Annotated in this window: 23 protein-coding genes; 19 read left to right on the top strand and 4 right to left on the bottom strand. The window is 63.4% G+C overall.

Annotated elements, in window-relative coordinates:
- Window positions 1–2 precede the first annotated feature (2 nt).
- The 10 genes from ung to C9F12_RS09945 all read left to right on the top strand — a co-directional run bounded on the left by ung (window position 3) and on the right by C9F12_RS09945 (window position 9999).
- Window positions 3–686, top strand: coding sequence for a uracil-DNA glycosylase (gene ung, locus C9F12_RS09990; protein WP_108448865.1), 684 nt, complete (start codon window positions 3–5; stop codon window positions 684–686).
- 160 nt (window positions 687–846) lie between these two features.
- Window positions 847–1476 (top strand): uracil phosphoribosyltransferase, encoded by a 630-nt coding sequence (gene upp, locus C9F12_RS09985; RefSeq protein WP_045994211.1) that lies wholly within the window; start codon window positions 847–849, stop codon window positions 1474–1476.
- A 224-nt stretch (window positions 1477–1700) separates the two neighbouring features.
- On the top strand, window positions 1701–2051 hold the full coding sequence (locus C9F12_RS09980; RefSeq protein ID WP_205254663.1) for a hypothetical protein: 351 nt from the start codon (window positions 1701–1703) through the stop codon (window positions 2049–2051).
- Window positions 2052–2360: 309 nt separating this feature from the next.
- Window positions 2361–3515: an ABC transporter ATP-binding protein gene (locus tag C9F12_RS09975; RefSeq protein ID WP_108448787.1), complete on the top strand. Its 1155-nt coding sequence runs from the start codon at window positions 2361–2363 to the stop codon at window positions 3513–3515.
- 1 nt (window position 3516) lies between these two features.
- Window positions 3517–4620, top strand: coding sequence for an ABC transporter ATP-binding protein (locus C9F12_RS09970; RefSeq protein WP_108448786.1), 1104 nt, complete (start codon window positions 3517–3519; stop codon window positions 4618–4620).
- Entirely contained in the window at window positions 4617–5504 is an 888-nt protein-coding gene (locus C9F12_RS09965) for a sugar ABC transporter permease (RefSeq protein WP_045994208.1), read from the top strand. The genes C9F12_RS09970 and C9F12_RS09965 overlap by 4 nt, the downstream gene beginning before the upstream one ends.
- Window positions 5497–6390, top strand: coding sequence for a carbohydrate ABC transporter permease (locus C9F12_RS09960; protein ID WP_045994207.1), 894 nt, complete (start codon window positions 5497–5499; stop codon window positions 6388–6390). The genes C9F12_RS09965 and C9F12_RS09960 overlap by 8 nt, the downstream gene beginning before the upstream one ends.
- Window positions 6391–6401: 11 nt before the next feature.
- Window positions 6402–6674, top strand: coding sequence for a DUF2160 domain-containing protein (locus C9F12_RS09955; RefSeq protein ID WP_108133102.1), 273 nt, complete (start codon window positions 6402–6404; stop codon window positions 6672–6674).
- 66 nt (window positions 6675–6740) lie between these two features.
- The gene (locus C9F12_RS09950; RefSeq protein WP_045994205.1) at window positions 6741–8480 is read left to right on the top strand and encodes an ABC transporter substrate-binding protein; all 1740 of its coding nucleotides are present in this window, start codon (window positions 6741–6743) and stop codon (window positions 8478–8480) included.
- A gap of 265 nt (window positions 8481–8745) precedes the next feature.
- Window positions 8746–9999: a uracil-xanthine permease family protein gene (locus tag C9F12_RS09945; protein WP_045994204.1), complete on the top strand. Its 1254-nt coding sequence runs from the start codon at window positions 8746–8748 to the stop codon at window positions 9997–9999.
- A gap of 314 nt (window positions 10000–10313) precedes the next feature.
- Here the strand turns inward: C9F12_RS09945 and C9F12_RS09940 are convergent, their stop codons facing one another.
- Complete coding sequence (locus tag C9F12_RS09940) at window positions 10314–10895, bottom strand: cupin domain-containing protein (protein WP_108133103.1); 582 nt, start codon at window positions 10893–10895, stop codon at window positions 10314–10316.
- 175 nt (window positions 10896–11070) lie between these two features.
- On the opposite strand from C9F12_RS09940, the gene mobA reads away from it, so the two are divergent.
- From mobA to C9F12_RS09905, 7 genes are all read left to right on the top strand, one after another.
- A complete protein-coding gene (gene mobA, locus C9F12_RS09935) occupies window positions 11071–11682 on the top strand; it encodes a molybdenum cofactor guanylyltransferase MobA (protein ID WP_045994202.1) in 612 nt (203 codons plus the stop codon).
- On the top strand, window positions 11679–12248 hold the full coding sequence (mobB, locus tag C9F12_RS09930; RefSeq protein WP_108448785.1) for a molybdopterin-guanine dinucleotide biosynthesis protein B: 570 nt from the start codon (window positions 11679–11681) through the stop codon (window positions 12246–12248). Before mobA ends, mobB begins: the two co-directional genes overlap by 4 nt.
- A complete protein-coding gene (glp, locus tag C9F12_RS09925) occupies window positions 12245–13495 on the top strand; it encodes a gephyrin-like molybdotransferase Glp (protein ID WP_108448784.1) in 1251 nt (416 codons plus the stop codon). The genes mobB and glp overlap by 4 nt, the downstream gene beginning before the upstream one ends.
- A gap of 9 nt (window positions 13496–13504) precedes the next feature.
- Window positions 13505–14323 carry a cyclic pyranopterin monophosphate synthase MoaC gene (gene moaC, locus C9F12_RS09920; protein WP_108448783.1) on the top strand — a complete coding sequence of 273 codons (819 nt, stop codon included), beginning with the start codon at window positions 13505–13507 and terminating at the stop codon, window positions 14321–14323.
- A 3-nt stretch (window positions 14324–14326) separates the two neighbouring features.
- Entirely contained in the window at window positions 14327–14785 is a 459-nt protein-coding gene (gene moaE / locus C9F12_RS09915) for a molybdopterin synthase catalytic subunit MoaE (RefSeq protein WP_108448782.1), read from the top strand.
- Complete coding sequence (gene moaA, locus C9F12_RS09910) at window positions 14782–15774, top strand: GTP 3',8-cyclase MoaA (protein ID WP_108448781.1); 993 nt, start codon at window positions 14782–14784, stop codon at window positions 15772–15774. The genes moaE and moaA overlap by 4 nt, the downstream gene beginning before the upstream one ends.
- 303 nt (window positions 15775–16077) lie before the next feature.
- Window positions 16078–16362, top strand: coding sequence for a hypothetical protein (locus C9F12_RS09905; RefSeq protein WP_045994196.1), 285 nt, complete (start codon window positions 16078–16080; stop codon window positions 16360–16362).
- Window positions 16363–16578: 216 nt separating this feature from the next.
- Here C9F12_RS09905 and C9F12_RS09900 read toward each other — a convergent pair whose 3' ends face one another.
- A complete protein-coding gene (locus C9F12_RS09900; RefSeq protein ID WP_108448864.1) occupies window positions 16579–18165 on the bottom strand; it encodes a ribonuclease J in 1587 nt (528 codons plus the stop codon).
- 289 nt (window positions 18166–18454) lie between these two features.
- Between C9F12_RS09900 and purU the strand changes: the two genes are divergently transcribed.
- Window positions 18455–19309 (top strand): formyltetrahydrofolate deformylase, encoded by an 855-nt coding sequence (purU, locus tag C9F12_RS09895; RefSeq protein ID WP_045994195.1) that lies wholly within the window; start codon window positions 18455–18457, stop codon window positions 19307–19309.
- 120 nt (window positions 19310–19429) lie between these two features.
- Window positions 19430–20122 (top strand): energy-coupling factor ABC transporter permease, encoded by a 693-nt coding sequence (locus C9F12_RS09890; RefSeq protein ID WP_045994194.1) that lies wholly within the window; start codon window positions 19430–19432, stop codon window positions 20120–20122.
- 25 nt (window positions 20123–20147) lie between these two features.
- Here the strand turns inward: C9F12_RS09890 and nadB are convergent, their stop codons facing one another.
- Complete coding sequence (gene nadB, locus C9F12_RS09885; RefSeq protein ID WP_108448780.1) at window positions 20148–21719, bottom strand: L-aspartate oxidase; 1572 nt, start codon at window positions 21717–21719, stop codon at window positions 20148–20150.
- A complete protein-coding gene (locus C9F12_RS09880) occupies window positions 21700–22845 on the bottom strand; it encodes an FUSC family protein (RefSeq protein WP_045994192.1) in 1146 nt (381 codons plus the stop codon). The genes nadB and C9F12_RS09880 overlap by 20 nt, the downstream gene beginning before the upstream one ends.
- Window positions 22846–23180: the final 335 nt, after the last annotated feature.

The following is a 23180-nucleotide window of genomic DNA, read 5'->3' as shown; positions in this document are numbered from 1 at the left end:
ACATGGTTCAGGTATTGCCCGACAGCTGGGAGCGCTGGCTCGGAGCCGAGTTCCAGGCGCCCTACATGCAGCAGCTCAAGGCGTTTCTGGCGGCAGAGAAGGCCGCCAGGAAGACCATCTATCCGCACTCGTCGGACTGGTTTCGGGCCTTCGAGCTGACGCCGCTGGACGAGGTACGAGTGGTGATCCTGGGGCAAGATCCCTACCACGGTCCTGGCCAGGCTCATGGGTTGTGCTTTTCGGTGCGCGAGGGCATCAAGCCGCCGCCGTCACTGGTCAATATCTACAAGGAGCTGGCCCAGGACCTGGGGGTGACGCCGGTCAACCACGGCCACCTCGAGGCCTGGGCGCGCCAGGGGGTGTTGCTGCTCAACACCTCCTTGACGGTGGAGGAGGGCAACGCCGGCTCCCACCGGGGCAAGGGATGGGAGACCTTCACCGACCGCGCCATCGAGACCGTCAACGCCGAGGCGCCGCCCTGTGTCTTTCTGCTGTGGGGCAGCCACGCCCGCCAGAAGAAGGCGCTGGTGGATCAGGAGCGTCATCTGGTGCTGGAGTCGCCGCACCCGTCGCCGTTGTCGGCCCACCGCGGCTTTTTCGGCAATCACCATTTCTCTCGGGCCAACGCCTTTCTCGCCGAGCACGGGAGATCCACGGTGGATTGGCAGCTGCCGCCGACTCCCTGAACGTGTTGGGCGGACGGCCTGGACGTCCGCCGGCTTTCGGTGCACGCAGCGGGTTAACCTGACGCGGCGTTGCAGGTAGAATGGCGCGCAATTTGTCGCCCGCGTCCATGCGACGAAGGTCGTCCAAGCACCACCTCCCGTTATCAAAGAGGACTCGCCAATGAGCGTCCATGCCATCGATCACCCCCTGGTCCAGCACAAACTCGGTCTGATGCGTGAAGCCGGCATCAGCACCAAGAGCTTCCGTGAACTGGCCGGCGAGGTGGCAAAACTGCTCACCTACGAGGCGACCCAGGACCTGGAGTTGCAGGACTATGACATCGATGGCTGGAGTGGCGAGACCATCACCGTCAAGCAGCTCAAGGGCAAGAAGGTCACCATCGTACCGATCCTGCGAGCGGGACTAGGCATGCTGGAAGGTGTCACCGACCTGATTCCCAGTGCACGGGTCAGCGTGGTCGGTCTCTACCGCGATGAAGAGACCCTCGAGCCAGTGCCCTATTTCTCCAAGTTCGCCAACGACCTGGACGAGCGCATGGCGGTGGTCATCGATCCGATGCTGGCCACCGGAGGTTCCATGGTGGCCACCCTGGACATGCTGCGCGACCGTGGCTGCCAGTTGATGCGAGTGATCGTGCTGGTGGCAGCTCCCGAAGGCATCCGCCGCGTTCAGGAAGCCTACCCGGATATCGAGATCTACACCGCCTCGGTGGACGAGCGCCTCGACGAAAACGGTTATATCGTGCCGGGACTGGGCGACGCCGGGGACAAGATCTTCGGTACCCGCTAAGCACGCGATATCCCGCCAATGCCACGGCCAGACTATCCAGCGGTGGCATTTTACCCAGTGGTTTCATGCCTATGATCGAAAGCAGACATTTCAGGTGAAATGTCTGCTTTGCTGTGTCCGCAAGTCAGTTGGGCGGGAACGCAGTTCAGCCATTGTCCGTCTGGACAGACGCCGCGCTCTCGTTGTGGCTGTCGGTGGTTGATTCAAGAATCAAGGAGGCATGGATGAAGTTGTTGCGTGTGGCAGCTAGTGCTGCAGTAATTCTGAGTCTGGCGGCAAGCGTTCAAGCTGGGGGGATACGCCCCGACTGCGATGCTGAAAAGGTCGCCAAGAATGCGGCACTCGAGGCCACGGTGGGGGTGTCTGGTCGTTGCACCGCAGATCGCGCCGTGGAAAACGCCAAGGACAACGTCAATGATCGTGTCGATGACGCCCGGGACGGGGTCGCGGATCACGTCGACGATGTTCGGGGTGGGGTTTCCGATCGGGTGGATACTGCACACGACAGCGTCGAGCGAGCGGACGGGAAGGTCGATGATGCGCTGGATAAGCCAGTGCGTACGCTGTTGAACTGACGTCAGCGGGTTCTCCCGCCTCCGTCGTGCGCCCAATGTTCCTTTGCGAACATTGGGCGCTTTTTTTTTCTGGAAACAACATCTGCACCAATGCTCAGCTATCAGAGAGGTGGCTTTTCGCATTAGACAAAAGTTGGTGGAGGTGGAAAAGAAAAGCAAAAACAAGAGGATGAGACATAAAAAGGGCGTCTTCTAGCGCGTGGTGGGGCCTTTCGTTTAAAAACATCACGGGCGAGTAGAGATTCTCTACTACCGTACAGATGACGCCCCTCGGAGACGAGGGGAACCTCTGCGCGAAAGAGTACGCCCATGTCCCTGATCCTCGACGGCGTCACCCGCAAGGTGGCGAGCGAGACCCACATCGATGACGTCAGCCTGACCCTGGAGCCGGGTTCCTTCAATGTCCTGCTGGGCCGCACCCTGGCCGGCAAGACTAGCCTGATGCGCCTGATGGCCGGGCTGGACCAGCCGACCCGGGGGCGCATCCTGATGCAGGGTGAAGACGTGACCGGCAAGGGGGTGCGCCAACGCAACGTGGCGATGGTCTACCAGCAGTTCATCAACTACCCCCACCAGAGTGTCTTCGACAATATTGCCTCTCCGCTGAAGCTGGCCCGTGTCGCCAAGAGCGAGATCCAGCGGCGTGTCCACGAGATCGCTGAGCTGCTGCACATCGAAGGCCTGCTCGACCGCCAGCCGCTGGAGCTGTCCGGTGGCCAGCAGCAGCGCACCGCCATGGCACGGGCACTGGTCAAGGACGCGGACCTGGTGCTGTTCGATGAGCCTCTGGTCAACCTCGACTACAAGCTGCGCGAGGAGTTTCGCGAGGAGTTGAGTGCCTTGTTCGCCCGGCGTGACTGCATCGCGGTCTACGCCACCACCGAACCGGCGGAAGCGCTGGCGCTGGGTGGCAATACGGCAATTCTGCACGAGGGGCGCCTGGTTCAGCATGGCCCGACCGCTACGGTGTTCCGCCAGCCGGCCTCCCTGACCGCGGCGGAGATGTTCTCCGAACCCCCCATCAATGTGCTGGAAGGGCGTATCCGCGACGGTGAGGTGAGCTTTGACGACGAGGTGCACTTTCCGCTCGATGAAGCTCTGGCGGCGCTTGACGAGGGCAGCTACCGCTTCGGTGTGCGGCCGGCTCATCTGGCCATGCAGCCCCGGGCGGACGATGACCTGGCGCTTGACGTCAAGGTCGAGCTGGCCGAGATCAGTGGATCTGAGACCTTCCTGCACGTGGGCAACGAAAGGATGTCGCTGGTGGCGCACCTTCCCGGTGTTCACAGCTTTCGTGTGGATGAGCCGATCACACTCTATGTACCGGTGCATCGCCTGTTCGTGTTCGACATGGATGGCAAGACCCTGCACGTGCCGCCGGAAGCCGGTGACGGAGGGGTGCGTCCGCCGCTTCCGTCGTCACGGCAGGCACCGCCGGCGTCGGCGTCAGGGGAGGAGCGCTAGCATGGCCGAGATTCGCCTTTCACAGTTGGCGCACAGCTATTCGGCGTCGCCTTCGAAGCGCAGCGACTACGCCATCGAACAGATGGATCACGTGTGGGAGCAGGGTGGTGCCTATGCCCTGCTGGGGCCATCCGGCTGCGGCAAGTCGACCCTGCTCAATATCATCTCCGGGCTGCTGGTGCCTTCCCAGGGCGAGGTGCGCTTCGACGGGGTCATGGTCAACGAGCTGCCGCCCGAAGAGCGCAACATCGCCCAGGTGTTTCAGTTCCCGGTGGTCTACGACACCATGACGGTCTACGACAACCTGGCCTTCCCGCTGCGCAACGTGAAGACCCCGGAGGAGCGGGTTCGCGAGAGGGTCGAGGAGGTCGCGGATATCCTTGATCTGACCGACCGCCTGGCCAGCAAGGCACGCAACCTCAGCGCCGACGAGAAACAGAAGGTGTCCATGGGGCGTGGCCTGGTCCGAGATGATGTGGCGGCCATCCTGTTCGACGAGCCACTGACTGTGATCGACCCGCAGCTCAAGTGGAAGCTGCGGCGCAAGCTGAAGGAGATCCATCAGCGCTTCGCCATCACCATGATCTACGTGACCCACGATCAACTCGAAGCCTCGACCTTTGCCGACAAGATTGCGGTGATGTACGACGGTCGAATCGTCCAGTTCGGTACCCCGCGCGAGCTGTTCGAAAGCCCCGCTCACACCTTCGTCGGCTACTTCATCGGTAGTCCCGGCATGAACTTCTTCACGCCATGCATCGATGGCGACAACATCCTGATCGACGGCCAGCGCCTCGAGCTGTCCGCCGAGATGCGACGGTCGCTGCTTGGTGCTCGTGAACGCAGCGATAACCTCAAGCTGGGCATTCGTCCGGAATTCATCGAGCTTGCCGAGGACGGCACGAGCGGCACCCTCAGCGCCGTGGTGGACCACTGCCAGGATCTAGGGACCTACTCGATCTTGACGCTGGCGCTAGACCAGGCGCGCTTCAAGGTGCGCGTGGAGGAGGGCGGGCTCGCGCTTTCCGGGCGCGTATCGGTGCGCTTCCCCGAAAGATGGCTGACTTTGTACGTAGATGAATCCCGGGTAGAGGTGGCGTCATGAACAAGGTTCCCAATAATCGCGCCTGGTGGCTGGTGCTGCCGATGCTGGCGCTGGTCGCCTTCTCGGCCATCGTGCCGCTGATGACGGTGGTCAACTACTCGGTGCAGGACGTCTTCGACGCCAATACCCGCTTCTTCACCGGCACCGAATGGTTCGTCAAGATGCTCAACGATCCGGCGCTGCAGGCGGCGCTGGCCCGGCAGTTTGCGTTTTCGCTGACCATCCTGGCGATTCAGGTGCCGCTGGGGGTGGGAATCGCTCTGTTGATGCCCAAGCGTGGCTGGCGGGCGTCGCTGGTGTTGATCCTGGTGACCTTGCCCTTGTTGATCCCGTGGAACGTGGTGGGCAGCATCTGGCAGATATTCACCCGTGGCGACATCGGTCTGATGGGCTGGAGCCTGCGCCAGATCGGCTATCCCTACAACATCACCTCGAGTCCGCTGGACGCCTGGGTGACCATCGTGCTGATGGATGTCTGGCACTGGACCTCGCTGATCGCACTGCTCTGCTATAGCGGTCTGCAGGCGATTCCCGAGGCCTACTATCAGGCGGCGCGCATCGATCGCGCTTCACGCTGGGCGGTGTTTCGCTATATCCAGCTACCCAAGCTCACCAACGTCCTGGTGATCGGGGTGCTGCTGCGTTTCATGCACTCCTTCATGATCTACGCCGAACCCTTCGTGTTGACCGGCGGCGGGCCGGGAAGCGCGACCACCTTCCTCAGTCAATCGCTGGCGATCATGGCCACCGCCCAGTTCGATGTAGGGCCTTCGGCGGCCTTTTCGCTGATCTACTTCCTGATCATCCTGCTGGTCTGCTGGGTGTTCTATACCGCCATCATGAATCTGCAGAAGGACCGGCAGGGAGGGGCTCGCCATGACTGACGCTACGCCATCCAGTCCCGACCAGGTGCGAAAGCGCGCCGAAAAGGAGGCGGCCCGCCGCCGTCGGCAGGGCCGTTCGACAGGGCGACGCTTTCGCCGTGGCTTCTTGATGCTGGCCTACATCGTGTTTGTACTGCTGCCGATCTACTGGCTGGTCAACATGTCGCTGCAGACCAACAGCGAGATCCTCGGCGAGCTGACCCTGTGGCCGCAATCGCTGACCCTGGCCAACTACGCCAAGATATTCACCGACCCGAGCTGGTACATGGGTTACGTCAACTCGATCACCTATGTGTTGATGAACATGGCCATCAGCATGAGCGTGGCGCTACCGGCGGCCTACGCCTTCAGTCGCTACCGTTTCATCGGTGACAAGCACCTGTTCTTCTGGCTGTTGACCAACATGATGGCGCCACCGGCGGTGTTCCTGCTGCCGTACTTTCAGCTCTACTACACGGTGGGCCTTTTCGATACCCACATCGCCGTGGCGCTGGCCCACTGTCTGTTCAATATTCCGCTGGCGGTATGGATCCTCGAAGGCTTCATGTCCAGCGTGCCCAAGGAGATCGACGAGACCGCCTTTATCGATGGCTACAGCTTCCCGCGCTTCTTCGTCCAGGTGTTCATTCCGATGATTCGCTCCGGCATCGGCGTGACGCTGTTCTTCCTGTTCATGTTCTCCTGGGTCGAGCTCTTGCTGGCACGCACCCTGACCTCCACCGAGGCCCAGCCCATCGCCTCGGTGATGACGCGAACCTCGACCGCCTCGGGCATCGACTGGGGCACCCTGGCGGCGGCCGGGGTGCTGACCATCGTGCCCGGCATCGTGGTGGTGTTCTTCGTGCGCCATCACATCGCCAAGGGCTTTGCCCTGGGCCGGACCTGAGGAGCACCGACATGGACTGGATGGTATGGACCCTGCCCACGGCGATCTTCTTTGGTGTCATTGCGCTGTTGCTGGTGGTCATGACGACCTGGGAGCTGGTATCGCCGACGCGGGAACGGCGCGGTTTTCTGCCGATCAGCACCACCCGGGGGGACCGTTTCTTCATCGGCATGCTGTCGGCGGCCTACATCCATCTGGCGGTCGTGGGCTTCACCAGCCTGAGTCTGTGGCTGGCGCTGGGCGTATCGGTGGTGTGGATGCTGGTCCTGCTGCGATGGGGCTAGCGGGGGCCAGGCTCCCTTCGACGACAACGATCGACCTGACGGTCGACGACAACAATAGAGGTGACCATGAACGCTAGACTCAAGCTGACCAGACTAGGTGCTGTGGGGCTATTGCTGCTCAGCGGCGGCGCCCTGGCCCAGGACGATCGAACGGCGGTGATCGAGCGCCTGGCCGACGAGGTGTTCAAGGACTCGACCCTGAGCCGCGAGGAACGCATCGCTGAACTGGAATGGTTTGCCAAGGCTGCCGAGCCGTTTGAAGGCATGGAGATCAACACCGTCGCCGAGGGCCTGACCACCCACACCTGGGAGCGCGATGTGCTGGCGCCGGCCTTTACCGAGCTGACCGGTATCGAGGTCACCCACAACATCATCGGCGAAGGTGATGTGGTGCAGAACATGCAGACCCAGATGCAGTCGGGGCGCAATATCTATGACGCCTACGTCAACGACTCGGACGCCATCGGTACCCACATTCGCTATGGCTCGACCATCAACCTGAGCGAGGCCATGGCCAACGAGTGGAAGGACCTGACGCTGCCGACCCTCGATCTGGACGACTTTATCGGTATTCAATACACCACCGGGCCCGACGGCAGCATCTACCAGCTACCCGACCAGCAGTTTGCCAACCTCTACTGGTTCCGCTATGACTGGTTCCAGCGCGATGATCTGAAGGCACAGTTCAAGGACATCTACGGCTATGATCTGGGTGTGCCCACCAACTGGACCGCCTATCAGGACATCGCCGAGTTCTTCAGCGAGCACGTCGGCGAGATCGACGGTCAGAAGGTCTACGGCCACATGGACTACGGCCGTCGGGATCCGTCGCTGGGGTGGCGCTTCCATGACTCCTGGCTGTCCATGGCCGGCATGGGCAGTCCCGGGGTGCCGTTCGGCAACCCGGTAGACGACTGGGGCATTCGGGTCGATGAAGAGAGCCACCCGGTGGGGGCCAGCGTCAGCCGTGGCGGCGCCACCAATTCACCGGCCTCGGTGTTCGCCGTCACCAAGATGGTGGAGTGGCTTCGAGACTATGCGCCGCCCGAAGCCCAGGGCATGACCTTCGGCGAGGCCGGGCCGGTGCCGGCCCAGGGCAACGTGGCCCAGCAGATGTTCTGGTACACCGCCTTTACCGCCGACATGGTCAGTCCCGATGTGGCGGTGACCGACGATGAGGGCAATCCCAAGTGGCGCATGGCGCCGTCTCCCACCGGCCCGTACTGGGAAGAGGGGATGAAAGTCGGCTATCAGGACGTGGGGGCCTGGACCTTCTTCGATTCGACGCCGGAGGATCGGCGCAGCGCGGCCTGGCTGTTTGCCCAGTTCACCGTGTCCAAGACCGTCTCGCTGGAGAAGCTGATGGCGGGGCTGACGCCGATCCGCCGGTCCGACATCTTCTCCGACCAGATGACCGAGATGGCGCCGAAGCTGGGTGGCCTGGTGGAATTCTACCGCAGTCCCAACGAGTCCAACTGGACGCCTACCGGCACCAACGTGCCTGACTATCCGCGCATGGCGCCGCTGTGGTGGCAGAATCTGGCCCCCGCGGTCAATGGCGACATCTCCGCCCAGGAGGCCTTGGATAATCTGGCCGGTGACCTCGACAACATCATGGCGCGTCTGGCGCGGGCCAAGGTGTTTGCCACCTACGCGCCGGTGCTCAATGAACCCAAGGACCCCGAAGAATGGTTGAGCCAGCCCGGCGCGCCCAAGGCCAAGCTGGACAACGAAATGCCCCAGGGCACCACGGTGCCCTACGAGCAGATGATGGAGGAATGGATGTCGGCCGGTACCCGTGAGTAGGACGGGGACTTGTGCGCAGGTGACGGCGCTTCGCAGGTCGCCTTTCGTGCATGGCCCCTGATGTGCAGGACGCCGGGCCCTCGCTGGAGACAGCGGGGGCCCGGTGCCTTGTGGGCAATTCATGGCCCCGGCTGGATAGCGCAGGCTGGATGAGAGGAGCGTCTGCCAAGCGTTGGCGGTGGCGTCGAAAGACGCGCAAAATTTTGCCGAAACGTTGCGCGTGCGTTGGTACCATAGCCGGCGTTTGTCCACCGCGGAGCCCTCCATGTCAGACCCCTCGTCCTCTTCCTCGCCCGTCGCCCCATCGGCGGATTCCTTGCCTCGGCTGGCGCTGGTCGGTGCCCAGATGCTATTCGTGGCGTTCGGCGCCCTGGTGCTGGTGCCATTGCTGACCGGCCTCGATCCCAACGTCGCCATGTTCACCGCCGGTATCGGCACCCTAGTGTTCCATCTGACCACGCGTCTGACGGTTCCGGTGTTTCTGGCGTCGTCCTTTGCCTTTATTGCCCCTATTCAGGGCTCCATCGCCCACTTTGGTGTCTCTGCCACCCTGGGCGGGCTGATCGCTGCCGGTTTCGTCTACGTGGCGATCTCCCAGGCGGTTCGGCTGAAGGGGACGGGGTGGCTGCATCGGCTGCTGCCGCCGGTGGTGGTAGGACCGGTGATCATGGTCATCGGTCTTGCCCTGGCACCGGTCGCGGTGAGCATGGCCACCGGCGAGAACAGCGAGACCATCGGTTACACCCAGGCCATGGTGCTGTCCATGTCGAGCCTGCTGGTGACGCTGATCCTGGCGGTCTTCGGGCGCGGTCTGTTGCGCCTGGTGCCGATCATGGGGGGTATCGTCACCGGCTATCTGATGGCATTGCTGATGGGGGTGGTCGACTTCAGCCCGGTACGTGAGGCGGCCTGGCTGGCGTTGCCATCCTTCACCGCGCCGAGCTTTCACTGGGCGGCGGTCCTGTTCATGATTCCTGTCGCCATCGCGCCGGCGGTGGAGCATATCGGTGACATGGTGGCGATCGGCTCGGTGACCCGACGCAACTACCTGGAGAAACCAGGCCTTCATCGCACCCTGTTGGGCGACGGCCTGGCGACCATTTCGGCGGCGCTGTTCGGTGGGCCGCCCAACACCACCTACTCGGAGGTCACCGGGGCGGTCACCCTGACCCGCGCCTTCAATCCGATGTTCATGGTGTCCGCCGCACTGGTAGCCATCACCCTGGCCTTCGTCGCCAAGCTGGGGGCAGTATTGCAGACCATTCCTACCCCGGTGATGGGCGGGATCATGACCCTGCTGTTCGGCTCCATCGCGGTGGTCGGCATGAATACCCTGGTGCGCGCCGGCAAACCCCTGACCGCCCCGCGTAACCTGGTGGTGGTCTCGCTGATCCTGGTGTTCGGCATCGGTGGGATGCAGTTCGGCGATGGCCAGTTCGCCCTGCAGGGGGTCAGCCTCGCCGCCTTGATCGGCATCGCCCTCAACCTGGTGTTGCCCCGGGCCAGCGAGGACGAATGAGCCCTGCTATTACCATGGCCCGGCGCGACAGCCGGGCCATCGGCTGTTGGCGACAGGGCACTGACGATCATGCCCTGTCGTCGTCTTTCATCAATGGTGCAGCTGCTTGCCTACAGGTTCACTCAATGATGTAGCTGCTCTCCACCATCGGAAAAGGTGGGGGGACAGGTGTTATCGACAGGGCGCTGACAATCATGCCCTGCCGTAGTCTTTCATCAATGGTGCAACTGCTCTCCACCATCGGAAAAGGTGGGGGGGGGGGGGAAGGTGTTGGCGACAGGGCACTGACAATCATGCCCTGTCGAAGGCATTTCTCAATGGTGCAGCTGCTCTCCGCCATCGGAAAAGGTGGGGGGGGTGTTCGCACTGACAATCACGCATTCCTGATCCCCCAGGTTGCGAAACCGATGGGGCAGGCGTGAGTCGAAGTAGTAGGCGTCGCCGGGGCCGAGCAGACCTGTCTCGCCGTTGACGGTGATCTCGATCTCGCCGGTGATGATGACGCCGCCTTCCTCGCCGTCGTGTTCAAGCATCTCTTCGCCGGTATCGGCTCCGGGCGGATAGCGCTCGTGGAGCACCGACATGCGTCGGTCCGGGCGTCTGGCCGCGACAAGCCGCCAGGACAGATGGCCATCGCCGATCTCGGTGAGCTCCGCGGCGCGATAGAAGGGGCTGGGGTGGTTCGGTTCGTCACCCGCGAAGAAGGCGCTGATCGATACCGGCAAAGCGTCAAGAATCTTCTTAAGCGAGCTGACCGATGGGCTCACATTGTTAAGCTCAATCAGCGAAATGGTGCTGTTGGTCACGCCGGCTCTTTTCGCCAGTTCGCGTTGAGAAAGCTGCTTTTCCTGTCGTAGTTGGCGCAATCTGGCGCCGACGTCGAAACTGTCTTCCATCCTGTTTCCCGTCTCGGCAAAGCCGATGTTGTGCATAATGATGGACACATGATACCCGCTAACGTCGCTGTCCGACATCCCTGGCGTCTACTGTCTACCCCGATACGCTCATGGCAGCCTGCGGGTGGCTAAGGCATCATGGAGGATGCTGTCGACGACCAATAAAAGAGGTGCAATGGTGGCGAGGCTGGACGCGAAGGAGATAAGCGGCGTGGTTCTGGCGGGAGGCCAGGGGCGACGCATGGGGGGAGTCGACAAGGGGCTGGTGCCGTTCGACGGCAAGCCGCTGGCGGCGCACGCCGTTGCCTGTCTGAAGCCCCATGTGGCTAGCGTGATGATCAATGCCAATCGCCATCTGGACGAGTACGCGGCTCTCGCCGATCGAGTGGTCGAGGATCACCAGGCGGGCTACCACGGACCCTTGATGGGCATCTACAGTGGTCTGGTCGCGTCCTCTACGCCCTGGGTGGTGGTGGTGCCCTGCGACAGCCCGGCGCTGCCCGCCGATCTGGTGCCCCGGCTGGTGGCTGGCTGGCGCGATGGGCTGGATATTGTCGTCGCCCATGACGGAGAGCGGCTGCACCCCGTGGTGGCGTTGCTGTCCCGTCACCTGCATGAGGATCTGGCGGCGGTGCTCGAGCAGGGCGAACGCAAGATCGACCGCTGGTACGATCGCCACCGCTGGGACCGGGTCGACGTCAGCGACTGCGCTGCCGCCTTCGCCAATCTCAACACCGAAGAGGAAAGACGACGGCTGGAGGCGTGTCGTCAGGAGCGTGACTCATGACGCAGGCGCTGAGCTTGCGCCCCGATCAGCCGCTGTTGGGCATCGCCGCCTGGAGCGGGACCGGCAAGACCACCCTGCTCGAACGTCTGGTACCGATGTTGAAGGGCGCCGGGCTCAAGGTGGCGGTGATCAAGCACGCCCACCACCGCTTCGAGGTAGACCAGCCTGGCAAGGACAGTCATCGCCTGCGTATGGCGGGGGCCGAACCTGTCCTGATCGCCTCCCGCGCCCGGCTGGCATTGATGATGGAGACGCCGGGGGGCGAAGAGGCCGATCTGGCAACCCTGCTGGCCATGGTCGCGCCGCTGGAACCGCAACTGGTGCTGGTCGAGGGCTTCAAGGACTGGCCTTTACCCAAGCTGGAGCTCCATCGGCCGGCGCTGGAAAAGCCGCTGATGGCGGAAGACGATCCATGGATTCAGGCCGTCGCCAGTGACGCCCCCCTGGCGACCAGGGGCGATGCGCTCGATCTCAATGATCATGACGCCATCGCCGCCTGGGTCCAGGCCTGGGTGAGGCGGTGGCCCGAATGGCTTGTCGCGCACCAGGGAGGAGAACCGTCATGACAACGCTCTCCTGTTTCGATCTTGGTGAGCGCATGCTCGGCGTCGTGGAGGCGCGCGATGCCCTGTTGACGCTGGTGGCTGGTCGCCTGGCGGCGGAAAAGGTGCCCCTGGCCAGGGCCCACGGCCGAGTGCTGGCCGAGGCGGTAGAAGCGCCCTTCGATGTGCCCGGGCATACCAACTCCGCGATGGATGGGGTGGCGCTCAACTGGTCGACCGAGGAGCCCGGCGAGGTCTTTCTCCAGGTGGGAGAAGCCCTGGCGGGGCAGCCTTTTCAGGGTCGCCTGGGCGACGGTGAGTGTATTGCCATCACCACGGGGGCGCCCTTGCCGCCAGGGGCCGACACCGTGGTCATGCTCGAACAGCTCGAGCGAGATGGCGATCGTGTGAGGGTGACACGCGCCGACCGCGTCAAGCAGGGGCAGAACGTGCGCCAGGCGGGCGAGGATCTGCGTGCCGGCCAGGTGGCCATTGCAGCAGGCAGGCGCCTCGAAGCCGCCGCGCTTGGCCTGTTGGCGTCTCTCGGGCAGGCCGAGGTCCGGGTGCGGCGACGTCCTCGGGTAGCCGTGTTCTCCACCGGCGATGAGGTTACGGCACCCGGTGAGGCACGCGCCCAGGCGGCGATCTATGATGCCAACCGCTATTCTCTGATGGGGTTGTTGCAGGAGCATGGCGCCGAGGTAATCGATCTCGGCATCGTCGCCGATGACACCGACGCCCTGGTCGAACAGCTCGCTGACGCCGCCCGGACCGCGGATCTGGTGGTCTCCAGTGGCGGAGTGTCGGTGGGGCAGGCGGACCACACCCGGGAAGCGGTGGAGCGCCTTGGCAGGTTGACCCTGTGGCGGATCGCCATGCGGCCAGGCCGGCCCATGGCATGTGGGGTGATTGGCCCCGACGAGACACCCTTGCTGGGACTGCCGGGTAACCCGGTGGCCTGCATGGTGACCTGTCTGGTGTTTGTGGTGCCGATGCTGGCGGCTCTGGAAGGGCGCTCACCCACTCAGCCACGCTGGAAGGCCGTGGCCGGTAGCGCCTTTCGCAGCAGGGTCGGACGTACGGACTACAGTCGCGGTGTCTTTCACTGTGATGCGGACGGGACCTTGCGGGTGGTCAATACAGGCAATCAGGGTTCCGGTATTCTGTCGTCCATGGTCTCGGCCAATTGCCTGGTCGAGATTCCCGAGGATACGGACTCGGCGTCCATCGATGATATCGTGATGGTACTCCCTCTCTTTCGATTTTCCTGAGGCTTGAACATGACGCTTTCCCATCTCAACGCACGCGGCGAAGCCAACATGGTCGATGTCGGCGACAAGGCAGCGACCCGACGGGAGGCGACGGCGACCGGAAGCATCTCCATGGCGCCGGAGACTCTGGCGCTGTTGAGCGATGGCAAGTTGCCCAAGGGCGACGTGCTGGCGACCGCCAGGATTGCCGGTATTCAGGCCGCGAAACGCACCCACGAGCTGATCCCGCTTTGCCACCAGCTGGCGTTGTCCAAGGTCAGCGTCGACTTCGAGATCGACGCCGAATCCAGCTGTGTCAGGGTGTCCGCCACCTGCCGTCTGACCGGACGGACCGGGGTCGAGATGGAAGCCCTGACGGCCGTATCGGTGGCCTGTCTCACCCTTTACGACATGTGCAAGGCGGTGGACAAGGAGATGGAGATCGGCGAAATCCACGTGGATGCCAAGCAGGGTGGCAAGTCCGGTGACTATCTGCGTCGGAGCGCGACCGCGACCGCTGCGACGGCAACGCCGATCGTGACCAGCCCCGAGAACAGCCCGGCGTTGACCCTGGGGCTTGCGTCCGCCGCGGAGCAGTGTGTCAGGGTTAAGTGCCTGGCTGAACTGCGCGAAAGGCTTGGCGTCGGTGAAGCATCGGTGCCACTGGACAGGTTGCCCAGTGCCGATGTTGCCGGTCTCAAGCAGGCACTGAAGACCCTGGATGATCGCTTCAAGGGGCTGGATGAAGGGCGTGTGCTGTGCGCCGTCAATCAGGTGATGGCGAGTGACGGTACCCGTCTGACCTGTGAGGACGAGGTGGCCTTCTTCCCGCCGGTGACAGGAGGCTGATCGATGATACGCGTGCAGCATGAGACCTTCGATGCGGGCCATGAACAGCGCCGGATGCTTGAGCATCGCACCGACATCGGAGCGATGGTCAGCTTCACCGGACTGGTCAGGGACTTCAATGAACGCCCGGACGTCACGGCGCTGACGCTTGAGCATTATCCCGGCATGACCGAAGCGTCGCTGGCCGAGATCGAAGCTGAGGCGCGACAGCGCTGGCCGCTCGATGAGGTAACCCTGATCCACCGGATCGGTCGTCTGGAGCCCGGTGATCCCATCGTACTGGTGGTGGTGGCCAGCGCCCATCGGCGTGCCGCCTTCGAAGCCTGCGAATTCTTGATGGACCATCTGAAGACCCGGGCGCCATTCTGGAAGAAGGAGCACACCGAAAGCGGCGATTACTGGGTATCTGAACGTCGTCAGGATCATGATGACGCCAAGCGTTGGGAGGTCGCTTCGCAATGACACAACAGTTGATCGATAGTTTCGGTCGCCGGGTGACCTACGTCCGATTGTCTGTCACCGACCGCTGCGACTTTCGCTGCGTCTACTGCATGAGCGAGGAGATGACCTTCCTGCCACGTGCCCAGGTGCTGACGCTGGAGGAAATCGCCCAGGTGGCGCAAGCCTTCACCGAGCTCGGCGTGGAAAAGATTCGTTTGACCGGGGGGGAGCCGCTGGTCCGTCGCAATATCGAGCAACTGGTGTCCAGTATAGGGGCCTTGCCGGGGCTTCGGGACTTTGCCATGACCACCAACGGGGCGGGCCTGAGGCGGCATGCCGAGGCGCTGCGCCAGGGCGGCATGAAGCGTCTCAACATCAGTCTGGATTCGCTGGATCCCGAGCGCTTTCGACGGCTGACGCGTACCGGTGATCTCGACAAGGTGCTGGACGGCATCAGCGCCGCTCGGCAGGCCGGCTTTGAGCGCATCAAGCTCAATGCGGTGGTGCTCAAGGGGCGCAACGAAGACGAGGTGCTGGATCTTGTCGAGTTCTCCAGGGCAGAGGGGCTGGATATCAGCTTTATCGAGGAGATGCCGCTGGGCGATGTGTCCGACCATTCCCGTGCCGAGACCTATTGTTCAAGTGACGAGGTGCGCGAAAGGATCGAGCAGCGCTACCCCCTGATGGCCACGACGGAAGCCACCGCAGGGCCTTCTCGCTACTACCGTATGGAGGATAGCGAGACTCGGGTCGGATTCATCTCGCCCCATAGCCATAACTTCTGTGCTTCCTGCAATCGTGTTCGGGTCACGGTGGAGGGACGCCTGCTGCTGTGCCTTGGCAACGAGCATTCGGTGGATCTCAGGGCGGTATTGAGGCGCTACCCCGGTGACATGGAGAAGCTCAAGGCCGCCATCGTGGAGGCGATGCCGCTAAAGCCTGAGCGGCACCATTTCACCACCGATGGGGATGTTCAGGTGGTTCGCTTCATGAACATGACCGGTGGCTGACAGCGCTTTCGCCAAGTGACCGTTTGTTTCCTTACCTGCGCGGGCGCCTTGGGCGCCCGCTCTTTGTATCCTGGCCGCTGTCTTTTTTCCTCGAGGTGTCAGCGTTTCAACCAATATTGACCGGTCAAGGGGTGACTGGGCTCGTCCAATGAGCTCGCTGTTGACGTATAAAGACCGCCAATATTTCGGTAATTGACAAGGAAAAATCTCCAGCATTTCTTGCCAAGAGTGGCCGGTTGCATATACTTTTCTTCAAGTGAATTGCGGCGTGCGCCGCTTGGTGTCAAAGCTATGGAGTGAGCTATGTCCAGCGAATCATTGGAACGCATTGCGAGAAACAAGAACGTGGCACGGGCAGCGGCTCGTCAACTGAGCATGGAACAGCTGCAAAAACTGGCGGAAGTGGTCGAGGAGGTCATCGATCAGAAGCGCGACGAGGAGCGCCAGCGCCAGGAAGAAGAGATGCAGAAGGCCCAGAAGCTGGCGGAGATCCGTGAGCAGATCACCGAAGCCGGCCTGTCGCTGGATGATCTCGTATCGGAGCAGCCCAAGCGCAAGCGTGGACGTCCGCCCAAGAACGCCAAGTGATTCTGCTGGCGCAGGTGTGGTCACGCGAGTTCGGTTGACCTGACCTTGCACGGACGTGTCGCGTCGCCAGTGCAGCTTGGCCGCTGTGTCACCAAGGCGCGTGCATGACGCAAAGCGCGTGAATGGTGACGGCACGGCCACAAGTACGGCGAACGTCGAGCCGCGACCGGCCCTGGAAACGTCCAGGGCCGGTTGTTTTGTTTATAGGGGGGAGGCTCAGACGTCGCCGGCGATGCCTTCGATATCGCTCGCCATCAACTGGAGTTCGACCTGTGGCAGACGCTGCAAGTGTTCGCCCAGCCAGGCCTGAATACGAGGGTAGAGGCCACGACGGAGCGCCGACAGGGTATCGACGGCCAGGTCGTCGAGTTGTTCGTCGAGCCAGTCGATGAAATTGTCCTCGTCCAGGGGGCTGGTCTGGCTTGAGTCGATCATCAGCCGGCCAATTCTGGCCCAGCCGGTGTCGGTCGCCACCAGGCTGATGGCGAGGAAGAGTACGCCGTGGCGATTGCGCGCATGTGCCGGAGATTGACGCCGGTCGATGCCCCCGCGTTCGATGATGCACTGAGACAGAGGGAAGCTTTCCTCGCGGGTCAGGCCGCCCTGGTCGAAGCGGATCAGATCGCCGTTGCGAGGTGCCAGCGGAGCCTCGATGCCCAGGCGAGAGGCCAGTTCCTGATGCGCTGACTGATGGTTTTCCTCGCCATGGACCGGCAGCAGCCTGGTCGGCTGGAGCCAGCGATAGAAGCGTTCCAGTTCCTGCTGTGCGGGGTGCCCGGAGGCATGCAGTTCGGGGTGGCTGGCATCATCGATGATGGTGACCTGAAAGCGCGCCAGGCCGCGCTTGAGCCGCTCGATAAGGTGCTCGTTGCCGGGAATGGCCTTGGCCGAGAAGATGACGGTATCGCCAGTGGTCAGCTCGAAGTGGGGGTGCCTTCCCTGGGCAAGGCGCGACAGCGCGGCGCGGGGTTCGCCCTGGCTCCCCGTGGCAATGACCAGTACTTCCTCGGGTGGTAGATAGCCCAGGTCGCTGACGGGCACCAGCGCTGGAAAGTCGTCGAGATAGCCCAGTTGCCTGGCATGGCCCACCATGCGCTCCATGGAGCGCCCGAGCAGGCTGATCCGACGTCCGCAACGAGCAGCGGCGCGGCCGATGGCCAGGACCCGAGCCAGATTGCTGGCGAAGCAGGAAACGACAACGCGGCCCTGGCAGCGGGAGATGGTAGACACCATGGCCCTTGCGACCTCGCCTTCACTGCGTGAATGGCCGGTCACGTTGGCATTGGTGGAATCACCCACCACCAGATCGACCGGCGCGAGGGCGCGAAACAGATCTTCGTTCACCGGCTGGCCGATCAGCGGCTCTGGGTCCAGTTTCCAGTCGCCGGTATGCAGGATGCGCGAGTTGCCTGCCTGAATGAGCAGGGCGCAGCTTTCCGGGATGGAATGGGTCAGCGGCAGGAAGCGGAGGGAAAACCCTGCGATGTCCCTGGCGTCCCCGGGTTCGATGACGTCTATCGCGTCGGTGGGAAGTCCCCGTTCGCCGAACTTGACGCGCAACATGGCGGCGACCAGAGGGGTCGCCAGAATAGGGCAGGCCCAGCGTGGCCATAGCCAGGCGGCGGCACCGATATGATCTTCGTGGCCATGGGTAATGAGCAGCGCCTGCGGACGGATGCCGCGGGTATCCAGTATCGAGGTGTCCGGCACCTGGAGCGGCTCACCAGGAAGGTCCTGGCGAATAAGCATGCCACAGTCGACGGCAATCCAGGCGTCCTGATAGCCGTACAGGCTTAGATTCATGCCGATCTCGCCACAGCCTCCCAGGGGCAGAAAATGCACCGGTGGGCGGCGTCGTGGTCGAATCTGGGCTCGCGGAATCGGCATCATGCTCGGCATCGTGGACGGTGTTCATTTCACTATACGGGATCGACCGCGCACGACTCAACGCGAGAGGTCAAAGGACCCGTGCAGCGGTCGTTCGCCATCTCACTTTTCGCTACAATGCATGCCCCGAATGGGCGTGCTCATCGCCCCTCCCCATGGTGGTGCAAGGTTGGTCACCGAGAGTTGGTCCAAGGATACAGGTGTTATGTCCCATTTCTATCGTCTGGTCGTGTCGTGTCCCGATCGACTGGGTATTGTCGCCAGGGTGTCGAACTTCATTGCTGGCCACGGTGGTTCCATCACCGAGGCCAATCAGCACTCGGACCTGGCCTCTGGTCGCTTCTTCATGCGCTACGAAATCCTGGCCGACTCCATCGGCATGTCGAAGGAAGCCCTGTGCGAGGCCTTTGCGCCGGTAGCGCGTGAATTCGAGATGGACTGGGCGCTGCGCGACACTCGTCAGAAGCGTCGCGTCGTGCTGATGGTTTCCAGGGAATCTCATTGCCTGGTGGATCTGTTGTATCGATGGACCGCTGGAGAGCTCGATTGCGAGATTGCGGCGGTGATTTCGAACCATGACGACATGCGCAAGATGGTCGAGTGGCACGGTATTCCCTACCATCATGTGCCGGTTTCGGCAGACGACAAGAGTGCCGCCTTCGCCGAGGTCGAGCGTCTGGTCGAGGCGTCCGAGGCCGACAGTATCGTGCTGGCGCGCTATATGCAGATTCTTCCGCCTGATCTGTGCGAGCGCTACAGTGGGCGAGTCATCAACATTCACCATAGCTTCCTGCCATCCTTTGCCGGGGCCAAGCCTTATCACCAGGCTTACCAGCGCGGCGTCAAGCTGATTGGTGCGACCTGCCACTACGTCACCGAGGAACTCGACGCCGGGCCGATCATCGAGCAGGATATTCACAGGGTCAGTCACTGTCATACGCCGGATGACCTGGTGCGTTTCGGGCGCGATGTAGAAAAGACCGTGCTGGCACGGGGGCTGCGTTGGCACCTCGAGGATCGGGTGCTGATCCACGACAACAAGACCGTCGTCTTTGCCTGAGCCGGCATCAAGGGCGCCGGCCGTTCTTTCTACGCCCGGCGCCTGGTCCGGTCACTCACCCAGGCATGCCAACCGAGCCGGAATCGCCCGCACAGGTAGGCAGCAGGAAGAGGAGGGGCCATGTCCTTTGCTCAGGTGATCCTTGCCCCCTGGCTGATCTGGGTTTGCGCGGGGGTGGCGTTGTCGGCCCTGGTGCTTGCCCTTTTCCAGCGTCCCTGGCGCGCCCTCTTTCAAGATACTGGCCTGCAGCATCGCTGGCTGGCGGCAACGCTGATGGTGGCGATGCTGTGGCAACTAAGGGCCCAGGCGGTCGATTGGCTCAGTCTGCACCTGCTGTTCACCACTCTGATGACGCTGGTCTTTCGAGGCCCCCTGGCGCTCTTGAGCTGTCTGCTGGTCAATCTGTCACTGGTGCTGACCGGGCGCGTCGCCTGGCCACTGCTGGGCGTCAATCTGGTGGTCACCGGCCTGGTACCGATGCTGGTGACGGTGCTGATCTGGCGCCTGGTCGATCGACGGCTGCCATCTCATCCCATGGTTTTCCTGTTTATCGGCGGGTTCTGGTGCGCGGCGCTGTCGGCACTGGCTTCGGGGCTCGCGGTGCTGGGGTTGACGCGGCTCGGCGCCAGTGACCCGTCAGCGTTATTCCAGGCCAGCGAGTACGCGCGTTTCCTGCCGCTGCTGATGCCGTCGGAGGCCTTTATCAGCGGCATGCTGCTGAGCATTCTGATGTTCTACCACCCACACTGGGTCGCCACCTTCAACGACAGCCGTTACCTGGACGACGATGGTCGCGGCGGCCGGGGCCCGTGAGCTGAGCAGGGCCGGCGACCTTGCCTCAGGCGGGTTTGATCTGGCGTGACGGTTGCGGTGTCCGGTCCGCGTGGCGTGCGCAGTCCGGATTGTAGTGCAGCCCCCGGGATTCTCGCCTGGTGCAGGCGCTGGCGACCGTCAGACTGGCCAGAGTGAGCGCCTGGCGACAGGCGTGCAGCTCGACACTCGCGGCGCCGCCCCGAGTCAGGTCATGAAACTCCGATTCCAGTTGCTCGAGGGTCGTGCGTGCCTCGGCTAGCCCTTCGTCCTGGCGCACGATGGCGACCCTCGCGCTCATGATCTGGCGGACGCGCTGGCGCAACGAGGCGAGTTTCTCGCTGGAAACCTGTCGATCTCCGGTTGTTGCGCTCGGCCGTGGTGTCAAGGTGCGTCCCGGCGCCGGCTCACTCAGGTGGCGAGCGGCGGATCTGGCGTAGACCAGGCACTCGAGCAATGAGTTGCTGGCCATGCGATTGGCGCCGTGCAGTCCGGTGCAGGCGACTTCGCCGATGGCGTAGAGCCCCGCCACGCGCGTGGCTCCCCGATGGTCGGTGGCGACGCCGCCGCAGCTATAGTGGGCCGCCGGCACCACCGGGATGGCCTGGGTGGTGATATCCAGGCCACGTGTGAGGCAGTGGGCGTGGATGGTGGGGAAGTGGTGACGTATGGCGGCGTCGCCGAGGTGACGGATGTCCAGCAGCACATGGTCGCTCGAGGTGCGCTGCATCTCGGCGTCGATGGCGCGGGCGACCACGTCTCGCGGGGCCAGTTCGGCGCGCTCATCGATGGCGGGCATGAACCGCTCGCCACGCACGTTCAGCAGCAGGCCGCCTTCGCCTCTTACCGCCTCGCTGACCAGAAAGGGCGGTCCCTGTGGATCGAACAGGCAGGTGGGGTGGAACTGCTGGAACTCCAGGTTCATCAGTTCGGCGCCGATCTCCCAGGCCATGACCATGCCCTCGCCACTGGCCGGGGCGGGGCTGGTGGTATGCAGGTAGAGCCCGCTGGCGCCGCCGGTAGCCAGGACGGTGTCCTGGGCGACAAGGTCGTGAGGGCGCTGGTGGGCATCCAGGCAGCGGGCACCGCAGCAGGCGCCCAGGTCATCGGTGAGCAGTTCGACGGCGATCAGGTCGTCGCGCAGCGTGATCTGCGAATGGGCGCGCACCCGGGCCAGCAGGGTGTCGGTCACGGCCCGGCCGGTGGCGTCGTCGGCGTGGATGATTCGGCGAGCGTTGTGGCCGCCTTCCCGCGTGAGGTGGTAGGGATAACCGCTGGCCGCCTCGGGATCCGGCGTGAAGGGCACGCCAAGGCTCAACAGCCAGGCGATGGCGTCGGGGCCGTTTTCCACGGTGAAGCGCACCGCCGCTTCATCGCACAGCCCGTCCCCGGCAATCAGGGTATCCTGGATGTGGGCCTCGATGTCGTCCTGAGGCGACAACACCGCGGCAATACCACCCTGGGCCCAGCGACTGGCACCTTGCGCCTCGACACCGGGGCGCAGCAGGGTGACCGGCCGGCGATCGGCGATCTCCAGGGCCATCGCCAGACCGGCGACGCCGCCACCGATGATGAGGACGTCAAGAGGGGCGTTTGCCATGCGTGGTTCCTTCCTTGCGGTCGAAAGAGGGGGCTCGGTGGAGCCCGTGTCGGGGGGCGCGGCGGCGCAGGCGCCTGCTGGGTAGTCGCTCGAGTCCGCCCAGGCGGCGGGCGGTCGCTTCGGTCAGGCGGGCCAGCTCCCGGTTCAGCCAGAGATAGCCGCTGGGGCTGAACAGCATTCTGCCATCCTCGGCGCGTGCCGTGGAGGCGAGGTCGGCGAAATCGTCCAGCGCGAAGGGCGTGACCTCGAGCGTGACCGGGCGTCCGGTGCGCACCTCGAAGGCGAGAGTGCCGAGATCCCGCGCCAGGGCGTGCTGCTGATCGCGCAGTCCTGCCATGGCATCGATCTGTTCGTGACCGGCGCGCGTGGTCCAGTGGGTCTCGAGCAATAGCTCCAGGGTGGACAGCATGCGTCGCTGGTAGGAGATCAGCTCGTCGACCTCGCCGCGGGTCAGGCGTCCTTCGCGGTGGACCGCGTCGGTCAGTCCGCGCTGCTTGACCAGCAATTGGCTGGCGGCCTTGAACAGTGCCTGGGTATCGATGCCCGGTGCCGATGTGGCGCTGGTGTGGGTGTGATACAGCCGCGCCATGCGATCCAGACAGTCGGCCAGCAGGAAGCGCAGCATGTCGGTGGCCTTGTGGGGCAGGAAGACCAGGGTGGCGCCGATGCCGACCAGGGTGCCGAGCAGTACGTCGGCGCTTCGCCAGAGTGCCACGCTGAGCTGTTGCGAGCCGTCGCCGATCACCAGCAGCAGGCTGATGGCGAACATCAGTCCGCTGTAGGCCTGGCGACCGCCGAAGACCACCCAGGTGGCGATGGCGATGCCGATCAGTGCGCCGAGTTGTACCCCCCAGCCTGGCAGCGGGAGGATGATCAGCGCCAGGCCGAGGGCGGCGCCGATCAGGGTGCCGGCCAGGCGCTGGCGCCCCTTGTCCAGTACGCCCCCGATATGGGGAAGGTTGCCCATCACCATGACCGTGCTCACCAGCGCCCAGCCACTGTGCTGGAAGGGGAACGTCTGGACGATGGCAAAGGTCACGATCAGTGCCAGACTGACCCGGAGTACGTGGAAGAGGCGGCGATGGCGGTGATTGATGAAAGGGTCGCGCAGGCGTCCGAGCAGCATGGTTCAGCCTCTCTGTCGGCCTGGGGCCGGCTCTCGAGCCGGTTGAGGGTGGGCGGTGGGAGGCGCCGTCATACGCTGTCCGAGATCGTCGGGCAGGGGATCTCGGGGTAGAGAAGCATTGTCGCTCAAGATGCTGAAGACCGTGCAGTGCTGATGAAAATGGGGGTGAAGTTTACCACGCAGGCTCGCGTGCCGTCCCGAGCCAAATGATGTCTCGAGGGACGGTGTCCAGGTGGCTGACAACGGAAAGGGGCCCCGTCCCTGGGGCCCCTTTCATCATGGTGAGTCATTGTGGTGAGTCATGGTCGCACGTCATGGCCGCACGTCATGACTTG

The sequence above is a fragment of the Halomonas sp. BN3-1 genome (genome assembly GCF_003056325.1).
GTDB lineage: Bacteria > Pseudomonadota > Gammaproteobacteria > Pseudomonadales > Halomonadaceae > Halomonas > Halomonas litopenaei.
This window is presented reverse-complemented; position numbering and strand designations above follow the sequence as displayed.